This window comes from Alteromonas salexigens (assembly GCF_025628895.1).
Lineage (GTDB): Bacteria > Pseudomonadota > Gammaproteobacteria > Enterobacterales > Alteromonadaceae > Alteromonas > Alteromonas salexigens.
In genome coordinates this window covers 52,388-69,776 of sequence record NZ_JAOTJC010000004.1, presented here as the reverse complement: position 1 = coordinate 69,776, position 17,389 = coordinate 52,388, and the positions used below count along the sequence as shown (strand labels likewise).

The window sequence follows — 17,389 nt, the reverse complement described above, 5'->3', positions numbered from 1 at the left end:
ATGTTAGACGCAAAACTGACCCCCTTAATTAAGCCCCTGTTGCGGCCTTTGGTTGTGCGGCTGGACAAGCGGGGAGTGACGCCCAACCAGGTCACCTTAGCCGGGTTTGCAGTGGGATTGCTGGCCGTGCCCATGATCATTGTGCAGTGGTGGGCGATGGCGCTGGTGTTTATTGCCTGCAACCGTATTGCCGATGGCATCGACGGTGAGCTGGCACGTTATCAGAAAAGCAGTTCCAGTGCGGGGGGATATCTGGATATTTGCCTGGATTTTCTGTTTTACGCGGCTATTCCACTGGCCTTTGGCATTGCCAATCCTCTGGAGTGGGGGATCCCGGCCATGGTGCTGTTAACCGCGTTTATCGGCACCGGCAGCAGCTTCCTGGCATTTGCGGTGGCGGCTGAAAAATACTCTATTGCCCGTCCGCAGTTCAGCCACAAGAGCTTTTATTATATGCAAGGTCTCACCGAGGGCACTGAAACAATTTTGGCGTTCGTGGCATTTTGCATCTGGCCTTACTGGTTTCCGGAACTGGCCTACACCTTTGCGCTGGCATGTGCGATTACTATTGTGACGCGTATCGCAGGTGGCTTTAATACGCTACAAAGAGTGACCTGATGGACGCAAACTTTGTCAGATTGCCGGTTTTTCTGGCCGTATTCGCCATTATGGCGCTGCTGGAAGCCTGGTTGCCGGCACGGCAGGCACCGTTAAACCGCTGGCTACGCTGGCGGGGCAACCTGTTGTTACTGGTGACCGGCGCTCTGGCGGGCCGACTGGTACTACCGGCCACGTTAATTGGCGTAGCCTTATGGGCACAGGATGCCGGTATCGGGCTGTTCCACTTGTTTGATGTGCCCGGGTGGGTTGTCATGGCTGTGAGCATTCTGTTGTTGGATTTAGCCATTTACTGGCAGCACCGTCTGTTTCACCGTATCCCCTGGCTATGGCGGCTACACCAGGTGCACCATGCTGACAGCCATGTGGATACCACCACCGGATTGCGGTTTCATCCCTTTGAAATTGTGGTGAGCCTGTTTATTAAAGGCAGTGTTATTGTCCTGCTGGGCGCGCCAGTGCTGGCCGTGGTCATTTTTGAAGTGGCCTTGAATGCATTCTCGTTGTTTAACCATACCAATATCCGCTTACCCCAAAAGTGGGATGACCGGCTGGCATATCTGTTCATAACCCAGCGCCTCCATCGCATCCACCATTCCCAGTATGCCCGCGAAACCAATACCAACTTTGGTTTCAGCGTGAGCTGGTGGGACAGGCTATTTAACAGTTACCGGTCCCGCGCCCAGCAAACCGACGAAACGCTGGATATCGGGCAACGTGAGTACCCACCCACTGCTGATAATGCCAGTGTATTCAGATTATTAGCTATGCCCTTTACACGGGCCCACGCCAAACACCGCTAGCATAAGTCATCTATATTGGTGCAGTTTCGTACAAACTGTCACCACGGACAGCCGCCAGTTGGGCTGTCAGGCTATCAACCTTCCAACCAAGGAGTGACGGCATGAATGTACAGGGAGACGCCAATGTGCGCCCGGATTACGACGATGTAATTCAGGATATCGCCGACTACGTTATTAACTATGAGATTGACTCTGCAGAGGCACTGGATACTGCCCGTAACTGTTTGATGGACACGCTTGGCTGTGGCCTGTTTGCGTTGCGCTTTCCGGAGTGTACCAAACATCTGGGGCCACTGGTGGCAGGCACGCAGGTTCCGCAGGGGGCGCGGGTGCCGGGCACCCAGTTTGTGCTCGACCCGGTCAAGGCGGCCTGGGATATTGGCTGCATCATTCGCTGGCTGGATTATAACGACACCTGGCTGGCCGCGGAGTGGGGGCACCCCTCTGATAATCTGGGGGCGATACTGGCGGTAGCCGACCACCTCTCACAAGTCCGTGAAGCACACAACGAGCCACCCCTGACGATGAAAGACGTGCTGCATGCAATGATAAAAGCGCACGAAATACAGGGCGTTATTGCACTGGAGAACAGCTTTAACCGGGTGGGCCTGTGTCATGTCTTGCTGGTAAGGGTCGCCAGTGCGGCGGTGGCCACCCATATGCTGGGCGGCACCCGCGAGCAAATCATGGCCAGTATTTCACAGGCCTGGGTAGACGGTTCTGCTTTACGTACCTATCGTCATGCCCCCAATGCCGGATCCAGAAAATCATGGGCGGCCGGTGATGCCACCTCGCGTGCGGTGCGGCTGGCGGATATGTCCATGCGCGGCGAAATGGGGATCCCCGGCGCACTCACCGCCCCCCAGTGGGGCTTTTACGATGTGTCGTTCAGCCACACTAACAAAGACTTGGCGAAGAAGCCGGATGAGGCCCGGCAACTGCAGTTTAGTCAGGACTATGGCACCTATGTCATGGAAAATATTCTGTTTAAGCTGAACTTCCCGGCGGAGTTTCATGCGCAGACCGCCTGCGAGGCAGCGGTACTGCTGCATCCCGAGGTGGTCAATCGCATTGCTGAAATAGACAAAATAGTGATCACTACCCATGAGTCAGCCATTCGAATAATTTCCAAGCACGGGGCGTTGGCGAACCCGGCCGACCGTGATCACTGTCTGCAATACATGACAGCCGTCCCCTTGTTGCTGGGTGAGCTGAACGCCGAACATTACGAAGACAGTTTCCATGCAGAACACCCGGAAATTGACCAGCTGCGGGAAAAAATGGAAGTGGTGGAAGATCCGGCCTACAGTCAGGACTACCTTGACCCGTCCCAACGTTCTATTGCTAATGCCGTGCAGGTGTTTTTCAGTGACGGCAGCGCCACTGAAAAAGTAGAAGTAGCGTATCCTATTGGTCATCGTCGCCGCCGTAAAGAGGGGATCCCGGTTCTTGAAAGCAAATTTCGCAGGCATCTGGCCAGTCGCTTTCCGGCCGGTCGCTGTGAGAAAATCTTCGCCCTGTGCAAAGATCAGGCTGCCCTGGAAGCCACGCCGGTCAACCGGTTTATGGATTTACTGGTGATATAACCGCAAGCCTGACATTACCCAGCGTGTCGGATCCGGTTGCGGCGCGCTGTGTTAGTGTTTACTCTTTAAAATTCAAATTGTTAATGAGAGCGTAGTAATGAAAATACTTGTTGCCCTGTTAAGTGTTATTAGTTTCCTGATGGTGGTGTTGCCGGGGCTGCTATATCAGTTCGCCGGGCTTAGCCTGGGGCTGGCGTTTACCTCAATCCGCTATGGCTTGTATGTGGGCGCGGCGGCGCTGGTGCTGATAATTGTGCAAGTACTGATTGCCCGCAAGTCAGTGCAGTGGGGCAGCACAGTAGCCTTTGCGGTACTGGCTTTAATTGCGGTGGCTATGCCTCTGCGTATGATGAGTCAGGCGTCCTCGGTACCGCCTATTCATGACATCAGCACCGATGTGACTAATCCGCCGGAGTTTGTGGCCATTGCCCCGTTACGCAAAGACGCACCGAATCCGGTGACTTATGAAGGGGGCGAAGTTACCCGTCAGCAACTGGATGCCTATCCGCACATTAAAACCCAGCTGTTTCCACAGCCCATTGAGCAGGTCTATACCGCCGCTGAAGCGACTGTAGAGCAGCTGGGCTGGAAGCGCACGAACGAAAATGCGGCAGAGAATACTATAGAGGCAACAGACACTACCCTGTGGTGGGGCTTCAAAGACGATGTGGTTATCCGACTGACCGCCAAAGGTGACGATACGCTGGTAGACGTGCGCAGCAAATCCAGGGTGGGCAAAAGTGATTTAGGCAAAAATGCCGAACGTATTAACAGCTTCTACAGTGCATTGCGGGAACAGTTGGCGGCACAGGCCACCAACTAGATTAGCCACATAACGGGGTCAGTCTGCCGGCAGTATGCGGCAGGCTATCCCGCTAATCACAAATCAGTTCCCAGCCTGCACGATGCTGCAGCCAGACTTCATTGGCCATTTCAGCATTAATCAGGGGGTGGGCTTTCAGCCAGCCAGCAGGGAAAGTAAGTGTCCACTTACTGTTGTCCACGGTGAGTTTCACTTCGGGGATGTGTTTGTTCTGCCTGCGTAAACACAGCACCACGGCAATCCGCAGAATTCGCAGCAGCCCTTCCAGCATGGGTTTCACATCATCGTGATAATTATCAAAGCAACCGGGCTCGATAGTTAACCGGTGCAGGCCAACCAGATCACGGATCGCCGTGCGTTGCAGGCGGGTGAAGCCGGGCAGGTCGATGTGCGATAGAATATAAGCACCATGGTCGTGGTACTTTTTGTATTCGATGTGCAGACCGATCTCATGCAGCATAGCTGCCGCACCCAATACCGCCTCGGTGTCCAGATGACAGATATTCTGCTGGGCACACAACTGATGACACAATGAAATTGCCAGCCCGCGCACCGCTTCGGCGTGGGGCTTGTCGATATGATACCGGCTGACCGTCTGATTCAGGGTCTGCTTTCGGCGGTCATTTTCCTGCAGATTATCCAGCATGCCATAAATTAACCCTTCCCGCAGCGCACCACCGGAAATGTTCATATGGCGGATATGTAACCGCTCAAACAGGCTGATAAGAATCGCTAATCCACTGGGAAAGATAGGCTTGCGGTTTGCTTCCAGGCCGGTAATGTCGAGGGCGCTTACGTTTCCACAAGCAATGCACTGGGCTTCAAGGTCGTGCAGGTAATCCAGTCGGATGGCATCACTGATCCCCTGGGCTACCAGGATCTCGGTGATGGCCTGCGGCGTGCCGGAGGCACCCAAACAGTTATGCCAGTCGAAACATAAAAAAGTTTCAGCCACTTCATCCAGCATTTCACGCGCCGCCTGTTTGGCCTGCGCAAAATTTTGCTGGGTAATAGTCCCGCCGGGGAAGTAACGTTCCATAAAGGTCACACAGCCCATATCCAGACTTTTCAGGTGAATGGGCTGCATGTCGTTACCAATAATAATTTCGGTGCTGGCACCACCAATATCAATCACCAGAGTATTGCCCTGGTTGGCCGACGTATAGGCTACCCCAAGGTAAATTTGCCGGGCTTCTTCTTCACCACTGATGACATCCAGCTTATGTTGCAGGATTTCCTCAGCGCGCTGAATAAAAACATGTGCATTGGTAGCCAGCCGCAAGGTTGCAGTAGCCACCACCTTGATATTAGAAGGGGGGATATCCTGTAGTCGCTCTGAAAACGTCTGTAGGCACTGCCAGCCTCGTTCCATGCTGACATCATCCAGCGCCATGGTGTCGTCGAGACCGGCGGCAAGACGCACCTTTTGCTTAACCTTGCCGATAATCTGCACGCTACCATTGACGACATGCACCACCACCATGTGGAAGCTGTTGGAACCTAAATCTACGGCGGCGTAATACTCGCCGTAGGTTTGGGTGTCATGCATAATTTCAGGCTGCATAGGCTTAACTGTTGCGATTAGACGGCTTGCCCCGGCCACGTCCGCGACGTTGCGAGTTGCGGTTGTTTGGTGGGCGACGGCGACGGGGTTTGGGCGGCTTGATGTCGTCAAGCAGTGCCGTCTTATCGTAGTCGGTAACCGGTATCGCGTGCTGAATATACTGTTCGATATCCGGCAGATTCAGCGCATACTTTTCGCATGCGAAGCTGATGGCGTGACCGCTGCGACCGGCACGGCCGGTTCGGCCAATACGGTGTACGTAGTCTTCCGCATCGTCCGGCAGATCAAAGTTAAATACATGAGTTACCTGGTCGATGTGCAGCCCACGTGCGGCCACATCGGTGGCTACCAACACATCAAGGGTGCCTTTGGTGAAGTCATCCAGAATAGCCAGACGCTTCTTCTGAGGGACATCGCCGCTTAGCATTCCCACCCGGTGACCATCGGCGGCCAACCAGTCGTTAACCCGTTCACATCCGGACTTGGTATTGGCAAAAACAATGGCTTTATCCGGCCATTCTTCTTCCATCAGGGTCAGTAATAAGGCCATTTTGTCATCATCTGACGGGTAGAAAAGTTCTTCTACTACCCGACTGGCCGTTTTCTGTTCAGGCTCTACCTGAACATGGGTGGGGTTGTTCATATGCTCGTACGCCAGCTCCTGGACACGGTAGCTCAGCGTCGCCGAGAACAGCATGCTCAACCGCTCAGATGCAGGGGGCATACGACGTAATAAATACCGGATATCTTTTATAAAGCCTAAATCGAACATGCGATCGGCTTCGTCCAGTACCGCCACCTGGATGTGTTCCAGTGTGAAAATATTCTGTTTATAATAGTCCAGAATGCGGCCTGTCGTACCGATGATGATGTCCACCCCTTCTTCCAGCGTTTCCCGTTGACTTTGGTAGCCTTCGCCCCCATAAATCAACCCAAGCGATATGCCGGTGTGCTGACTGAGTAGTTTTGCATCATTGTATATTTGCACGGCAAGCTCGCGGGTCGGCGCCATAATGATAGCGCGGGGCCCTTTTGGTTTGCCGCCATCATTATTTTCTGCTTTGCTTAGCAGGTAATGGAAAGTGGCCACCAAAAATGCGATGGTTTTGCCTGTGCCCGTTTGTGCCTGCCCTGCGATATCCAGGCCATCCAACAGAGGCGGCAAAGACAGCGCCTGAATGGGCGTGCAATGAGTGAAGTTAGCTGCCTTTAGGGCATCGAGAACCTTCGGGTTTACCGGCAGGTCGGAAAAGTGAGTATCAGTTAAATGAGTTGTTTGCATAGCTTATAGCTTATCAGTGCTTGCATTAAAAAACAGTTTCTATATAACACTTATGGTAAAGCTGAGACAAATCAGCGACAGACCAATTATGGAGAAAAGAATGAGCGACAAAATTATCCAGTTAACTGACGATAAGTTCGAAGCAGATGTTATCAATGCCGACGGTCCTGTGCTGGTTGACTTCTGGGCTGAGTGGTGCGGCCCGTGTAAAATGATCGCGCCAATTCTCGAAGAAATTGCCAGCGAATATGAAGGCAAGTTAACAGTTGGTAAGTTGAATGTCGATGAAAATAACGAGACGCCGCCTAAATACGGTATCCGCGGCATTCCTACGCTGCTGCTGTTTAAAGGCGGTAACGTGGCAGCCACAAAAGTTGGCGCACTTTCCAAAACTCAGCTGACTGAGTTCCTGAACGAAAACCTGTAATTCAGGCGTTCTTCAAAAAAACCCGGTGACACTAGGTGAACCGGGTTTTTTTATATCCGTACAACGGAAAAAGCCCCCGGCGACAGCGTTGGCTGTCACATTTAAGTTTTTTTAACATATTGACTTAAAAGGCTGGACGAGACTGGGTTATGGTGCTAACGTTCTGGTAGCTCTCATCTGAGCAGCGTTCTGCTTAGCCCACATCCGGGCATATTTTAACTCTATTCTAATGACAACGTCGTGACTAATAGTCCTGTAAGCGAAGTTCAAGCACAAAGACCCACCAGTATGAATTTAACCGAACTCAAGAACAAACCAATCAGTGAATTGGTCAACCTGGCCGAGGAAATGGGCCTGGAAAACATGGCGCGAGCCAGAAAACAAGACATCATTTTCTCGATTCTGAAAGCTCACGCTAAAAGCGGTGAAGATATTTTCGGAGACGGGGTACTGGAGATCCTTCAGGATGGTTTTGGCTTTCTTCGCTCAGCTGACTCGTCTTATCTGGCCGGCCCTGACGATATTTACGTCTCGCCCAGCCAAATCCGACGTTTCAACTTGCGCACCGGTGATACCATTGCCGGCAAGATCCGCCCGCCGAAAGACAGTGAGCGCTATTTCGCATTGCTGAAAATCCGCGAAGTAAACTTCGATAAGCCGGAAAACTCCCGTAACAAAATCCTGTTCGAAAACCTGACACCGCTACATGCACAGTCTCGTTTGCGGATGGAGCGGGGCAATGGCTCTACCGAAGACATCACTGCTCGCGTACTTGATTTGGCCTCGCCAATCGGCCGTGGACAGCGTGGCCTCATCGTGGCACCGCCGAAAGCGGGTAAAACGCTGTTGCTGCAAAACATTGCCCAGTCAATTGCAGCCAACCACCCGGAGTGTGAACTGATGGTGTTGTTGATTGACGAGCGACCGGAAGAAGTGACCGAAATGCACCGTCTGGTGCAAGGTGAAGTAGTTGCGTCCACGTTCGACGAGCCTGCCAGCCGTCACGTGCAGGTCGCTGAAATGGTAATTGAAAAAGCCAAGCGCCTGGTTGAACACAAGAAAGACGTGGTTATCCTGCTGGATTCTATCACCCGTCTGGCCCGTGCCTATAATACGGTTATCCCGTCGTCAGGTAAGGTACTTACCGGTGGTGTGGATGCCAACGCCCTGCACAAGCCTAAGCGTTTCTTCGGTGCGGCGCGAAATGTTGAAGAAGGCGGCAGCCTGACCATCATCGCCACGGCACTGGTTGATACCGGCTCGAAAATGGACGAAGTCATTTACGAAGAGTTCAAGGGCACCGGTAACATGGAATTACACCTGCATCGTAAGATCGCAGAAAAACGTGTATTCCCGGCTATCGACTTCAATCGCTCAGGGACTCGCCGTGAAGAACTGCTGACTAATCAGGAAGAGCTCCAGAAGATGTGGATCCTGCGCAAAATTGTGCATGAGATGTCAGAAATTGACGCCATAGAGTTCCTCATCAACAAGCTGTCTATGACCAAAACGAATGACGAATTCTTCGACGCCATGAAGCGTCAGAAAAGCTAGCCACCGGTTATGGTAACAGACATAAAAAACGCGCTTTTGGCGCGTTTTTTTGTATCTGCGATGAGGCTACCGACAGTGACTGGTTTAGTTCGCGCGCGACAAAACCGGTACCCGCCTCGCAAAGCCACTTTTCAATCACCCGGGATTAGGCTAGGGTAAAAGTCTGACCGTGCCAATTCCGGCGCGACCTCCAATGACCTGGCGCTACGCAAAATGTGTCGTGTGCCAGCCTGCAGTTTTGAAAGGATGAACTATGTATCGAATGCTCGCCTGTGCCGCGCTTGGCTTATGGACCACGCTTTCTGCCGCTCAGACCAGGGTCGATGAAATGGCCGATGCGGTGGAAAATGACGTGATTGAATGGCGCCACCACCTGCATGAATTCCCCGAGCTCTCCAACCGTGAATACGATACTGCCAAGTATGTCGCTGAACACCTCCGTGGACTCGGACTGGAAGTAACTACGGGCGTAGCGAAAACCGGCGTGGTGGCGATTTTGGATAGTGGCAAACCAGGTCCAACCGTCGCGCTGCGAGCTGACATGGATGGCTTGCCAGTCAAAGAACAAAACGATTTGCCCTATAAGTCGACGCAGACCGGCGAATTCAATGGCCAGACCGTCCCGGTGATGCATGCCTGTGGGCATGATACGCACATGGCCATGCTGATGGGCGCGGCAAAAATTCTGACCGACATGAAATCCGAGCTGAACGGTAAAGTGAAGTTTATTTTTCAGCCTGCCGAAGAAGGCGCCCCAGCCGGTGAGAAAGGCGGTGCTGAAGTCATGGTAAAAGAAGGCGTGCTGAAAAATCCCGATGTGGATGTGATTTTCGGATTACATATCAGTGCCAATTCTGATGTCGGCACGGTGAGTTATAACCCCGGCGGCACGATGGCCGCGGTCGACCCGTTCAAAATTGTCGTGAAAGGCAAACAGGCTCACGGCGCATACCCCTGGAAGAGCGTGGATCCGGTCGTTACCGCGGCGCAGATTGTCATGGGTCTGCAAACCATAGTAAGCCGTGAAATAAAACTTATCGACAGTGCGGCGGTGGTCTCCGTGGGTTCTATTCATGGTGGCAACCGTTCGAACATCATCCCTGAGGAAGTTGAGATGGTGGGCACCATTCGTACCCTCAGTAAAGAAGCCCGTGAACATATTTACGAGTCGCTGCCCAGAAAAGTCAAAGGCATTGCTGAGAGCATGGGCGCCGAGGCAGAACTGACCCTGCCACTGGATTATTATTACCCTATTACCTATAACGATCCTGAGCTGACTGCAGCCATGTTACCCACGTTAAAACGCACCGCCGGTGAAAAGAACACCATTTTGGCTAAACCGGTCACTGGCGCGGAAGACTTCTCATTCTATCAGGAGAAAATCCCCGGTCTGTACATGTGGGTAGGCGGCAAACCTGTGGATGTGCCGGAAGAAGAGTCTCCGGCTCACCACACCCCTGAATTTTATGTCGATGATGCAGGTATGAAACTTGGCGTGAAGTTACTGACTAATCTGACACTGGATTATATGCAGCAAAATCGTTAAGCAGAAATACCATGACCTTGTCTGCCACCCCGCCCCGGCTATTCGGGATCCGGCCTGTACTGTGGCTGTTGTTGCTGACCGCCTTGGGCGCAGCACTCAATAGTCTGCCTGCCGGGTTTGAGTCGCAAGGGCTGGTGGCCTTCGGCTTTGCCCCCGCGGTGTGCATTGCCCTGGCCGGACGCTTGCGCTATTTGTTGCCGGCTTTGGTCATTATCAGCTTGCCATTGGTTTGGCGTGCTGCGCCGCTGTTGGATGTACTGGGGCTAATTGGTCTGCCCATCCTGGTCTCCCTTTTTTGTTTCCGCAAGCCTGTCTTCAGCCAGCTACGCACAGGCATGGGGTTGTGGTCGCTGTTACTCATCCCCATGCTGCTGGTACAGTATTATCTGCAGTTTCCGGGGCAGCCGGTGACAATGGTCACTGCTATTATGGTGACCTGGTTGAGCGGGGCGTTTGCCTTCCTGCTCGGCCACTTTCTTTATATTGGCTTTCATTTATACCTGCCTCACGAGCCGTCTGAGCGCCTGCCAGGTATACGTACTCAAACGCTGTTCAGCTATTTTTTTGCCGGCACCTTCTTCATGACCCTGCTCCTGGTCATCTATTTTTATGTGGGTGCGTTTCAGGCACAGTTAATGGGCCGTCTCACGCAATATATGGATCAGCGTACGTTGGTACTGTCCCAGCAACTGGACACCTTTCTCTCGGCTCATCATGATGCCATTGTTGCCACAGCAGCGAATTTAAGCACCGCCTACCAGTTAGGTGAACCGCTGGCAGGGCCATTCAGTCAACAGGCGCTGGCCTCACTGGCGAATAACAAGCCTCAGTATCTGACCTTTTTAGTTGCAGAGGAAAACGGGGCAATTGTGCTTGCTTATCCTCAGAAATTGCTCGAAAAGGCCCGCCAGGCGGGTGTGGTGAATGTGTCAGGCCGAGGATACTTTCAGCAGCCCATGGCTACCGGCATGCCCTTTGTGTCTGACGCCTTTATGGGGCAGGGGTTTGGGAACGACCCAATTGTCGCGCAGTCCGCGCCTATCCTCGATAGTACCGGCAAGCCGGTGGGAATAGTAGAAGGCTCTTTATCTATGGACGCTTTTGCCGACTTCAATGAGCAGAATATGCCGGGCTTCTACCTGTTAATAGAAGACTCGCAGCAGAATGTGGTGTTCGCCGCCAGCGCGCTCAACCTGGCCCTGCTAAGCCGTCACAATCCTGCGCCCTGCGGTAAGGGGTGTGCGCAGCGTGTCATAGTGAGTAACAAAGAGTGGGTCGCCCGGCGCGCTGAGATAGAGAGCGTGCCCTGGAAAGTCAGTCTGTATTATGACTATGCCCGCTTTGAGGGAATAATCAGCAATTATTTGCTCATTGCCCTTGGCGTACTCATGTTGCTGGCGCTGGTCGGTGTGGCCGTAGGCACGATGGTGGCGAAACTGGTGGACACGCCGTTAAGGCGGCTTATTCGCGACATTGCAGCCTTTCATCCGGGACAGCCTGTGGCTGCAGCGCAAGAAAAAGTGCACGCCGTGCAGCTGAGTGAAATCGCTGCCCTGGAAGAAGAGTTTAAGGGCCTGCAGCTGCGTCTTAACCAGGCCTTTCAGGCGCTTGATGATGCCGGTCAGGAGCAGCAGCGCCTGAACACCCAGCTAGGGGTGTTGAACGAGTCTCTGGAAGCGCGAATAGAAGAGAAAACCCACTCCCTCCAAGCCGCCCTGCGCAGCGCAGAAGATGCGAGTGTGGCCAAAACCCAGTTTCTCGCCACCATGTCCCATGAAATTCGTACCCCCATGAACGGCATTATCGGTACCTGTGAAAACCTGCTGAGTGAGCAACTTGATCAGCCGGTAGCCTACCGGGTCGGGGTCATTGCCCAGTCGGCGAATAACCTGTTACTGATCCTCAACAGCATACTCGACTGGTCGAAAATAGAAGCAGGCAAAATGACTGTGGAGCAGCAAACATTGTCGCCGCGCACGGTGATAGAAGCCTGTTGCCAGTTACACCGGCAATCGGCCACTCGTAAGGGGCTGCACTTTGAGTTGCAACTGGACGACAGTTTGCCTGTTGGCATCGTCAGCGATGGCGGCAAAATCAGTCAGATAGTCAATAACTTACTCAGTAATGCTATCAAGTTCACCGACAGTGGCAGCATCAGCCTGACAGCATCCTATGAAAGTGAAGTGCTGCGCATATCTGTGACAGACACCGGTATTGGCATACCTCAGACCAAACAACAGGCGGTGTTTGGTCACTTTGAGCAGGCCGACGCCTCTACTACCCGATTATATGGCGGTACCGGTCTCGGGCTGGCCATTACCCGCGGGCTCGTAGAGTTAATGCACGGTGCCGTGCACCTGCAAAGCGAAGAAGGAAGGGGAACCACGTTTACCGTAACGCTGCCTTGCAAAGAAGCTGAATTAACTATGTCCGGCGACGCCGATAAGCACTCGGTGTTACCTGAGGGCACGACAGTGCTGGTGGTGGAAGACAATGACATTAATGCCGAGATTGTGCTGGATATGCTGCGCTCAGAAGACGTACGTTGCGTGCGCACCAGTAACGGCCAGCAGGCTCTGGACGCGCTGGAACGAAATCATTTCGACGTTATTCTGATGGATTGTCAGATGCCGGTGATGGATGGGTTTGCCGCCGCGCAAGCCATCCGTCAGCGCGGAGATACACGTGCCGGCGTACCGATTATTGCATTGACCGCCAACGCGTTCAGCGAGGATCAGCAAGCGTGTCTGGCTGCCGGAATGAACTCGCACCTCAGTAAACCTGTTACCAAGGTGCGGTTATTCAATACAATTGCCCGCTTTATTAATGGCAATACCGATGTGTAGTTAGTCGTTACTGCCCGGCGCCGGACCGGTTTCCACCTGTTCTTCCTGGATGGTTTTCTGTGGTTTTCCTACCCAGTAAAGCACCCCGTACCCCAGCAATGCCGAGACCAGTGAGCCGGCCAGGATCCCCACCCGTTCATCAAATATCTGATTGATACCGGTTTCCTGAAACGCCAGACCACCAATAAACAAACTCATGGTAAAGCCGACGCCACACAGCAAAGAACAGCCGTATATATGACGCAATTTGAGGTCTCGGGGCAGCGAGGCCAGTTTAAGCTTGAGTATCAGGTAACAGAAGCCAAATACACCAATTTGTTTACCCACCACCAGGCCCAGGAATATTCCAAACGTTACCGGATGGAATATGCCCTCAGGACTAATATTGCCAAAACTGATGCCAGCGTTAGCGAAGGCGAATAGCGGTAAAATAACAAAACTGACGGAAGGGTTTAGCCCATGTTCCAGGCGTGTGACCGGCGAATAGCTGCTGTCCCGGCGATCCCGCATAGGAATAAACGCAGCCAGCACCACCCCGGCTAAGGTGGCGTGCACCCCGGACTTGAGCATCGCTACCCACAGGACGATACCTACTAACACGTAGGACGGAATATCCACCACATTTCGACGGTTCATGCGCCATAAAATGAACAGGCACACTGCTGCAATCACTAACGCGGTTTCAGTAATATTGTTGGTGTAGAACAGCGCAATGATCACGATGGCGCCGATGTCGTCAATAATTGCCAGCGTTACCAGAAATACCTTCAGGCTGGCAGGTACACGGCTACCGAGTAAGGCCAGGATCCCCAGCGCAAACGCAATGTCGGTGGCCGCCGGTATTGCCCAGCCCGCCATCGCCAAAGGGTTGCCCCAGTTAATGAAAACATAGATCAGCGCGGGTATGGCCATCCCGCCAACGGCACCGCCGGCCGGTAAGATAATGTCTTTCGGGTTGGACAGTTCCCCTTCACAAACTTCCCGTTTGAGTTCCAGCCCCACATGAAAGAAGAACACCGCCATCAGGCCATCGTTTATCCATAACAGTAAGGGTTTATCAATCGCCCAGGTACCGGCGGAAATCTGGACCGGAATGGCAACCAGCTGATCGTAAAATTTATCCAGTGGCGAATTGGCGACAATCAGTGCCAGGACAGTGGCTGCCATCAATAATATGCCAGGTGCGGCCTCACGCCGCAGGAAGTCGGTTACGACATCAGTTACTTCTTCCAGAACATGATGTTCTTCCTGGTTATTGGACATTCATACCTCCTGTGATAGTGGCCGGACCGGGCGTGAGTTGATCCAGAAACGCCCTGGTGGCCAGACTCATGGGCCGAGACTTTACGGTGACAGCCTGCCATTGGTTTCGCAAGGGAAAATCGTTAACGTTGAGTACCTTCACCTGTTCATCAGGGCCGTGGGCCAGTGTATGCTCAGATAATATCGCTAAGCCGAGACCGGAGGCCACCGCCAGCCGAATAGCTTCATTGCTTTCCACTATCATTGTCCGTGACAGTTCAATGTCGTGTTTCACACAGTACTCCTCGATGGCACGTCGGGTGCCACTACCGGCTTCTCTTAATAAAAACTTACAAGACGCCAACGCCGCCAGTGAACAGTGCTCCGGCCCGGTATAATCCGGTGGCGCAATCACCTGTAGCCGGTTCTGCGCGATGGGCAGGCACTGCAGCTCATCACTGGCCGGCGGATAACTGAAAATATACAAGTCATCCTTATTGTGGCGCAAGCGGTTCGCAATACGATCGCGGTTACCCACGGTAAAATGGATATCAATATTGGGGTGAGCCTGACAATACGGTGTTAAAAGAGGCGGGATGATGTACTTGGCAGAGGTGACCACTGCCAGTTTTAAGGTGCCAACTTCCAACCCCTGGATAGCATGAACCTGACTGTTCAGCTTACGCTGGGAAGACAGCACTTCCTGCGCACAGCAGTATACCGCCTCGCCGGCCGTGGTCATCGTTGCCTTGCCATGGACATACTCCAGCAGTGGCATGCCAACGATCTTGCTAAGCTTTTTCAGCTGCAAAGACACTGTTGGTTGTGACAGCGATAACGCATTGGATGCCGCCGTTACCGAACCGGCATCGACCACGTGCTGGAACACTTCCAACAGCCGAAACGTAATCGTGTTCATGCCGTAATTGTAGTATTTACCCCAGTAAATTCAATTTTGTACTGTTTTATTTTAATAAAAGTTCAGCGCCATAGTGCCGGGGTAAGCCACGGCCAGACTATAGGCTTTGCACGGATTTTGCGCTACAATCGCCGGCTTTCCAAAGTACCGCTGCCAGCAACGGGTCACAGGCTTGCTGACAGGCGGAGATACAACATATTAATCGTTGAGGATATGCAGATGGCGAAAGTTGCGATTGTCATGGGATCTACCTCTGACTGGCCGACCATGCAAGAGGCAGCCAAGATGCTGAAGGCATTGGGAGTGGAATTTGACGCTCGGGTGGTGTCTGCTCACCGCACCCCCAACTTGCTGGTTGAATTTGCCGAGAGCGCTGCTGAAAACGGCTTTAGTGCCATCATCGCCGGCGCCGGCGGCGCTGCGCATTTGCCTGGCATGATCGCCGCACATACTCACCTGCCTGTATTCGGTTGTCCGGTCAAATCCCGGGCACTGAACGGTCTGGACTCGCTGCTCTCCATTGTGCAAATGCCAAAAGGCGTTGCCGTGGGCACCCTGGCAATCGGTGAAGCCGGCGCTGCCAACGCCGGGTTATTAGCGGCCCAGGTCGTGGCATTACAGGATGAGCAGGTACGTGACGCCGTGATTGCTTTCCGTCAGCAACAAACCGATACCGTGCTGGCCAACGACCAGCTGGAGCTGGACTAATGCAGGTACTGGTGTATGGCGCCGGACAGCTGGCGCAAATGATGTACCTGGCCGGTGTGCCGTTGGGTATTGATGTACAGGCCGTGGATGTGGGGTCAGAGACCGTCGTTCATCCAGTGAGCAAACAACCACTGGATATGTCGCTGATGCAGGCTATCGAGGCCGCCGACGCCCTGACCGTAGAGTTTGAGCATGTGCCTGAGCACCTGCTTGAGGAGGCGGCGAAAAGCGGTAAGCTCATGCCCGGTATTGAAACCATCCTGGTGGGCGCCGACCGGGTGCGTGAAAAGCATTTGCTGGATACTCTCAAAGTGGCGAATTGCCCGCACCAGGTAGTGACCGACCTGGCGCAACTGGATGACTGCGTAGCTACCTTGGGCGAACGTCTGATCATCAAAGCCAGCCGTGATGGCTATGACGGCTACGGACAATGGCGTTTAACCGATGCCAGCGCACTGGAAGCGCTGAAAGCGCAGTTGAGTTCGTTAGATCTCACAGCCGTGCCGCTGGTGGTGGAGCAGATGCTGGACTTCGATCGGGAACTGTCCATTATTGGCATTCGCAGTAAGTCGGGTGAAATCAAAGTCTATCCACTGGCTGAAAACCTGCATCATCAGGGTCAGCTGCACGTTTCCGTGGCGCCGGCTACCGATATCAGCGATGAATTGACTGAGCAGGCTCAGCAAATTTTTACGACCCTGGCAGAAGGCATGGACTATGTCGGCGTACTGGCAGTGGAACTGTTCCAGTGCGGCGATAAACTGCTCGTGAATGAGCTGGCTCCCCGGGTACACAATTCAGGGCACTGGACCCTTACCGGCGCTATTACCAGTCAGTTTGATAATCACCTGCGGGCAGTATGTGGCTTACCACTGGGGGATACTGTAGAACTGGGTCCCAGCGCCATGGTAAATGTAATTGGTTGCACCGGCTTCTCCCGGGACCTGCTGAGCATACCAGGCTGCCATTTGCACTGGTACGGTAAAACTGTGCGCGGGAAACGCAAGATGGGGCACATCAACGTGACCGCAGACAGTTATCAGGAGCTGGGTAACAAGCTGGCGGAGCTGGCGCAGACCCTACCGGAAGAGGCGTTTCCCAAGCTGGCGAAAGAAGCCAAGCGTTTACAACGCGTATAATCCTTGACAAGCCAGCCGCGCTGGCTACAATACGCCGCGATTACGTAGCTGCACACGGCCGTAATCGCGCGTTTCTTGTGTGCCGACTTAGCTCAGTTGGTAGAGCAACTGACTTGTAATCAGTAGGTCGCCAGTTCGATTCCGGCAGTCGGCACCATTTTCCCCTATGTTTGTAAGCTAACCTTCTCCACTTTTTTCAGTGTTCCCACGAACTGCAACCTACTGATAAATCAGTAGCTACATAGCAGAGCAGGCAGTTCGATTCCGGCAGTCGGCACCATTTTCCCCTATGTTTGTAAGCTAACCTTCTCCACTTTTTTCAGTGTTCCCAC

14 protein-coding genes and 1 tRNA gene are annotated in these 17,389 nt (G+C 53.2%); 11 read left to right on the top strand and 4 right to left on the bottom strand.

The genetic code is table 11. The features are described 5' to 3' along the window. The 4 genes from OCL06_RS01435 (at position 1) to OCL06_RS01420 (ending at position 3,830) form a co-directional block, all read left to right on the top strand. Positions 1–618 carry a CDP-alcohol phosphatidyltransferase family protein gene (locus OCL06_RS01435; protein ID WP_262991960.1) on the top strand — a complete coding sequence of 206 codons (618 nt, stop codon included), beginning with the start codon at positions 1–3 and terminating at the stop codon, positions 616–618. After that, the gene (locus OCL06_RS01430; protein WP_262991959.1) at positions 618–1,421 is read left to right on the top strand and encodes a sterol desaturase family protein; all 804 of its coding nucleotides are present in this window, start codon (positions 618–620) and stop codon (positions 1,419–1,421) included. The genes OCL06_RS01435 and OCL06_RS01430 overlap by 1 nt, the downstream gene beginning before the upstream one ends. Before the next feature lie 101 nt (positions 1,422–1,522). Then, the gene (locus OCL06_RS01425; RefSeq protein ID WP_262991958.1) at positions 1,523–3,007 is read left to right on the top strand and encodes a bifunctional 2-methylcitrate dehydratase/aconitate hydratase; all 1,485 of its coding nucleotides are present in this window, start codon (positions 1,523–1,525) and stop codon (positions 3,005–3,007) included. Positions 3,008–3,104: 97 nt separating this feature from the next. Next, entirely contained in the window at positions 3,105–3,830 is a 726-nt protein-coding gene (locus OCL06_RS01420; protein ID WP_262991957.1) for a DUF1499 domain-containing protein, read from the top strand. A gap of 52 nt (positions 3,831–3,882) precedes the next feature. Here the strand turns inward: OCL06_RS01420 and OCL06_RS01415 are convergent, their stop codons facing one another. Continuing rightward, the gene (locus tag OCL06_RS01415; RefSeq protein WP_262991956.1) at positions 3,883–5,394 is read right to left on the bottom strand and encodes a Ppx/GppA phosphatase family protein; all 1,512 of its coding nucleotides are present in this window, start codon (positions 5,392–5,394) and stop codon (positions 3,883–3,885) included. Between the two features lie 4 nt (positions 5,395–5,398). Then, positions 5,399–6,676, bottom strand: coding sequence for an ATP-dependent RNA helicase RhlB (rhlB, locus tag OCL06_RS01410; protein ID WP_262991955.1), 1,278 nt, complete (start codon positions 6,674–6,676; stop codon positions 5,399–5,401). A gap of 100 nt (positions 6,677–6,776) precedes the next feature. On the opposite strand from rhlB, the gene trxA reads away from it, so the two are divergent. The 4 genes from trxA (at position 6,777) to OCL06_RS01390 (ending at position 13,049) form a co-directional block, all read left to right on the top strand. Beyond that, the gene (gene trxA / locus OCL06_RS01405; RefSeq protein ID WP_262991954.1) at positions 6,777–7,103 is read left to right on the top strand and encodes a thioredoxin TrxA; all 327 of its coding nucleotides are present in this window, start codon (positions 6,777–6,779) and stop codon (positions 7,101–7,103) included. 288 nt (positions 7,104–7,391) lie between these two features. Beyond that, positions 7,392–8,657 (top strand): transcription termination factor Rho, encoded by a 1,266-nt coding sequence (gene rho, locus OCL06_RS01400; RefSeq protein WP_262991953.1) that lies wholly within the window; start codon positions 7,392–7,394, stop codon positions 8,655–8,657. A 262-nt stretch (positions 8,658–8,919) separates the two neighbouring features. Beyond that, positions 8,920–10,203 (top strand): amidohydrolase, encoded by a 1,284-nt coding sequence (locus tag OCL06_RS01395; protein WP_373318433.1) that lies wholly within the window; start codon positions 8,920–8,922, stop codon positions 10,201–10,203. A gap of 11 nt (positions 10,204–10,214) precedes the next feature. Continuing rightward, a complete protein-coding gene (locus OCL06_RS01390; RefSeq protein ID WP_262991951.1) occupies positions 10,215–13,049 on the top strand; it encodes an ATP-binding protein in 2,835 nt (944 codons plus the stop codon). Here the strand turns inward: OCL06_RS01390 and nhaA are convergent, their stop codons facing one another. Next, positions 13,050–14,312 (bottom strand): Na+/H+ antiporter NhaA, encoded by a 1,263-nt coding sequence (gene nhaA / locus OCL06_RS01385; protein WP_262991950.1) that lies wholly within the window; start codon positions 14,310–14,312, stop codon positions 13,050–13,052. Then, positions 14,302–15,210 carry a LysR family transcriptional regulator gene (locus tag OCL06_RS01380; protein ID WP_262991949.1) on the bottom strand — a complete coding sequence of 303 codons (909 nt, stop codon included), beginning with the start codon at positions 15,208–15,210 and terminating at the stop codon, positions 14,302–14,304. Before OCL06_RS01380 ends, nhaA begins: the two co-directional genes overlap by 11 nt. A gap of 219 nt (positions 15,211–15,429) precedes the next feature. On the opposite strand from OCL06_RS01380, the gene purE reads away from it, so the two are divergent. The 3 genes from purE to OCL06_RS01365 all read left to right on the top strand — a co-directional run bounded on the left by purE (position 15,430) and on the right by OCL06_RS01365 (position 17,214). Beyond that, entirely contained in the window at positions 15,430–15,918 is a 489-nt protein-coding gene (gene purE / locus OCL06_RS01375; RefSeq protein ID WP_262991948.1) for a 5-(carboxyamino)imidazole ribonucleotide mutase, read from the top strand. After that, positions 15,918–17,057 (top strand): 5-(carboxyamino)imidazole ribonucleotide synthase, encoded by a 1,140-nt coding sequence (locus OCL06_RS01370; RefSeq protein ID WP_262991947.1) that lies wholly within the window; start codon positions 15,918–15,920, stop codon positions 17,055–17,057. Before purE ends, OCL06_RS01370 begins: the two co-directional genes overlap by 1 nt. A gap of 81 nt (positions 17,058–17,138) precedes the next feature. Next, positions 17,139–17,214 (top strand) — tRNA-Thr (locus tag OCL06_RS01365). Positions 17,215–17,389: the final 175 nt, after the last annotated feature.

Excerpts from the sequence above, each read along its gene's own strand:
- OCL06_RS01435 (WP_262991960.1), top strand. The coding sequence starts at position 1 with ATGTTAGACGCAAAACTGACCCCCTTAATTAAGCCCCTGTTGCGGCCT.
- OCL06_RS01430 (WP_262991959.1), top strand. The coding sequence starts at position 618 with ATGGACGCAAACTTTGTCAGATTGCCGGTTTTTCTGGCCGTATTCGCC.
- OCL06_RS01425 (WP_262991958.1), top strand. The coding sequence starts at position 1,523 with ATGAATGTACAGGGAGACGCCAATGTGCGCCCGGATTACGACGATGTA.
- OCL06_RS01420 (WP_262991957.1), top strand. The coding sequence starts at position 3,105 with ATGAAAATACTTGTTGCCCTGTTAAGTGTTATTAGTTTCCTGATGGTG.
- OCL06_RS01415 (WP_262991956.1), bottom strand. The coding sequence starts at position 5,394 with ATGCAGCCTGAAATTATGCATGACACCCAAACCTACGGCGAGTATTAC.
- rhlB (WP_262991955.1), bottom strand. The coding sequence starts at position 6,676 with ATGCAAACAACTCATTTAACTGATACTCACTTTTCCGACCTGCCGGTA.
- trxA (WP_262991954.1), top strand. The coding sequence starts at position 6,777 with ATGAGCGACAAAATTATCCAGTTAACTGACGATAAGTTCGAAGCAGAT.
- rho (WP_262991953.1), top strand. The coding sequence starts at position 7,392 with ATGAATTTAACCGAACTCAAGAACAAACCAATCAGTGAATTGGTCAAC.
- OCL06_RS01395 (WP_373318433.1), top strand. The coding sequence starts at position 8,920 with ATGCTCGCCTGTGCCGCGCTTGGCTTATGGACCACGCTTTCTGCCGCT.
- OCL06_RS01390 (WP_262991951.1), top strand. The coding sequence starts at position 10,215 with ATGACCTTGTCTGCCACCCCGCCCCGGCTATTCGGGATCCGGCCTGTA.
- nhaA (WP_262991950.1), bottom strand. The coding sequence starts at position 14,312 with ATGTCCAATAACCAGGAAGAACATCATGTTCTGGAAGAAGTAACTGAT.
- OCL06_RS01380 (WP_262991949.1), bottom strand. The coding sequence starts at position 15,210 with ATGAACACGATTACGTTTCGGCTGTTGGAAGTGTTCCAGCACGTGGTC.
- purE (WP_262991948.1), top strand. The coding sequence starts at position 15,430 with ATGGCGAAAGTTGCGATTGTCATGGGATCTACCTCTGACTGGCCGACC.
- OCL06_RS01370 (WP_262991947.1), top strand. The coding sequence starts at position 15,918 with ATGCAGGTACTGGTGTATGGCGCCGGACAGCTGGCGCAAATGATGTAC.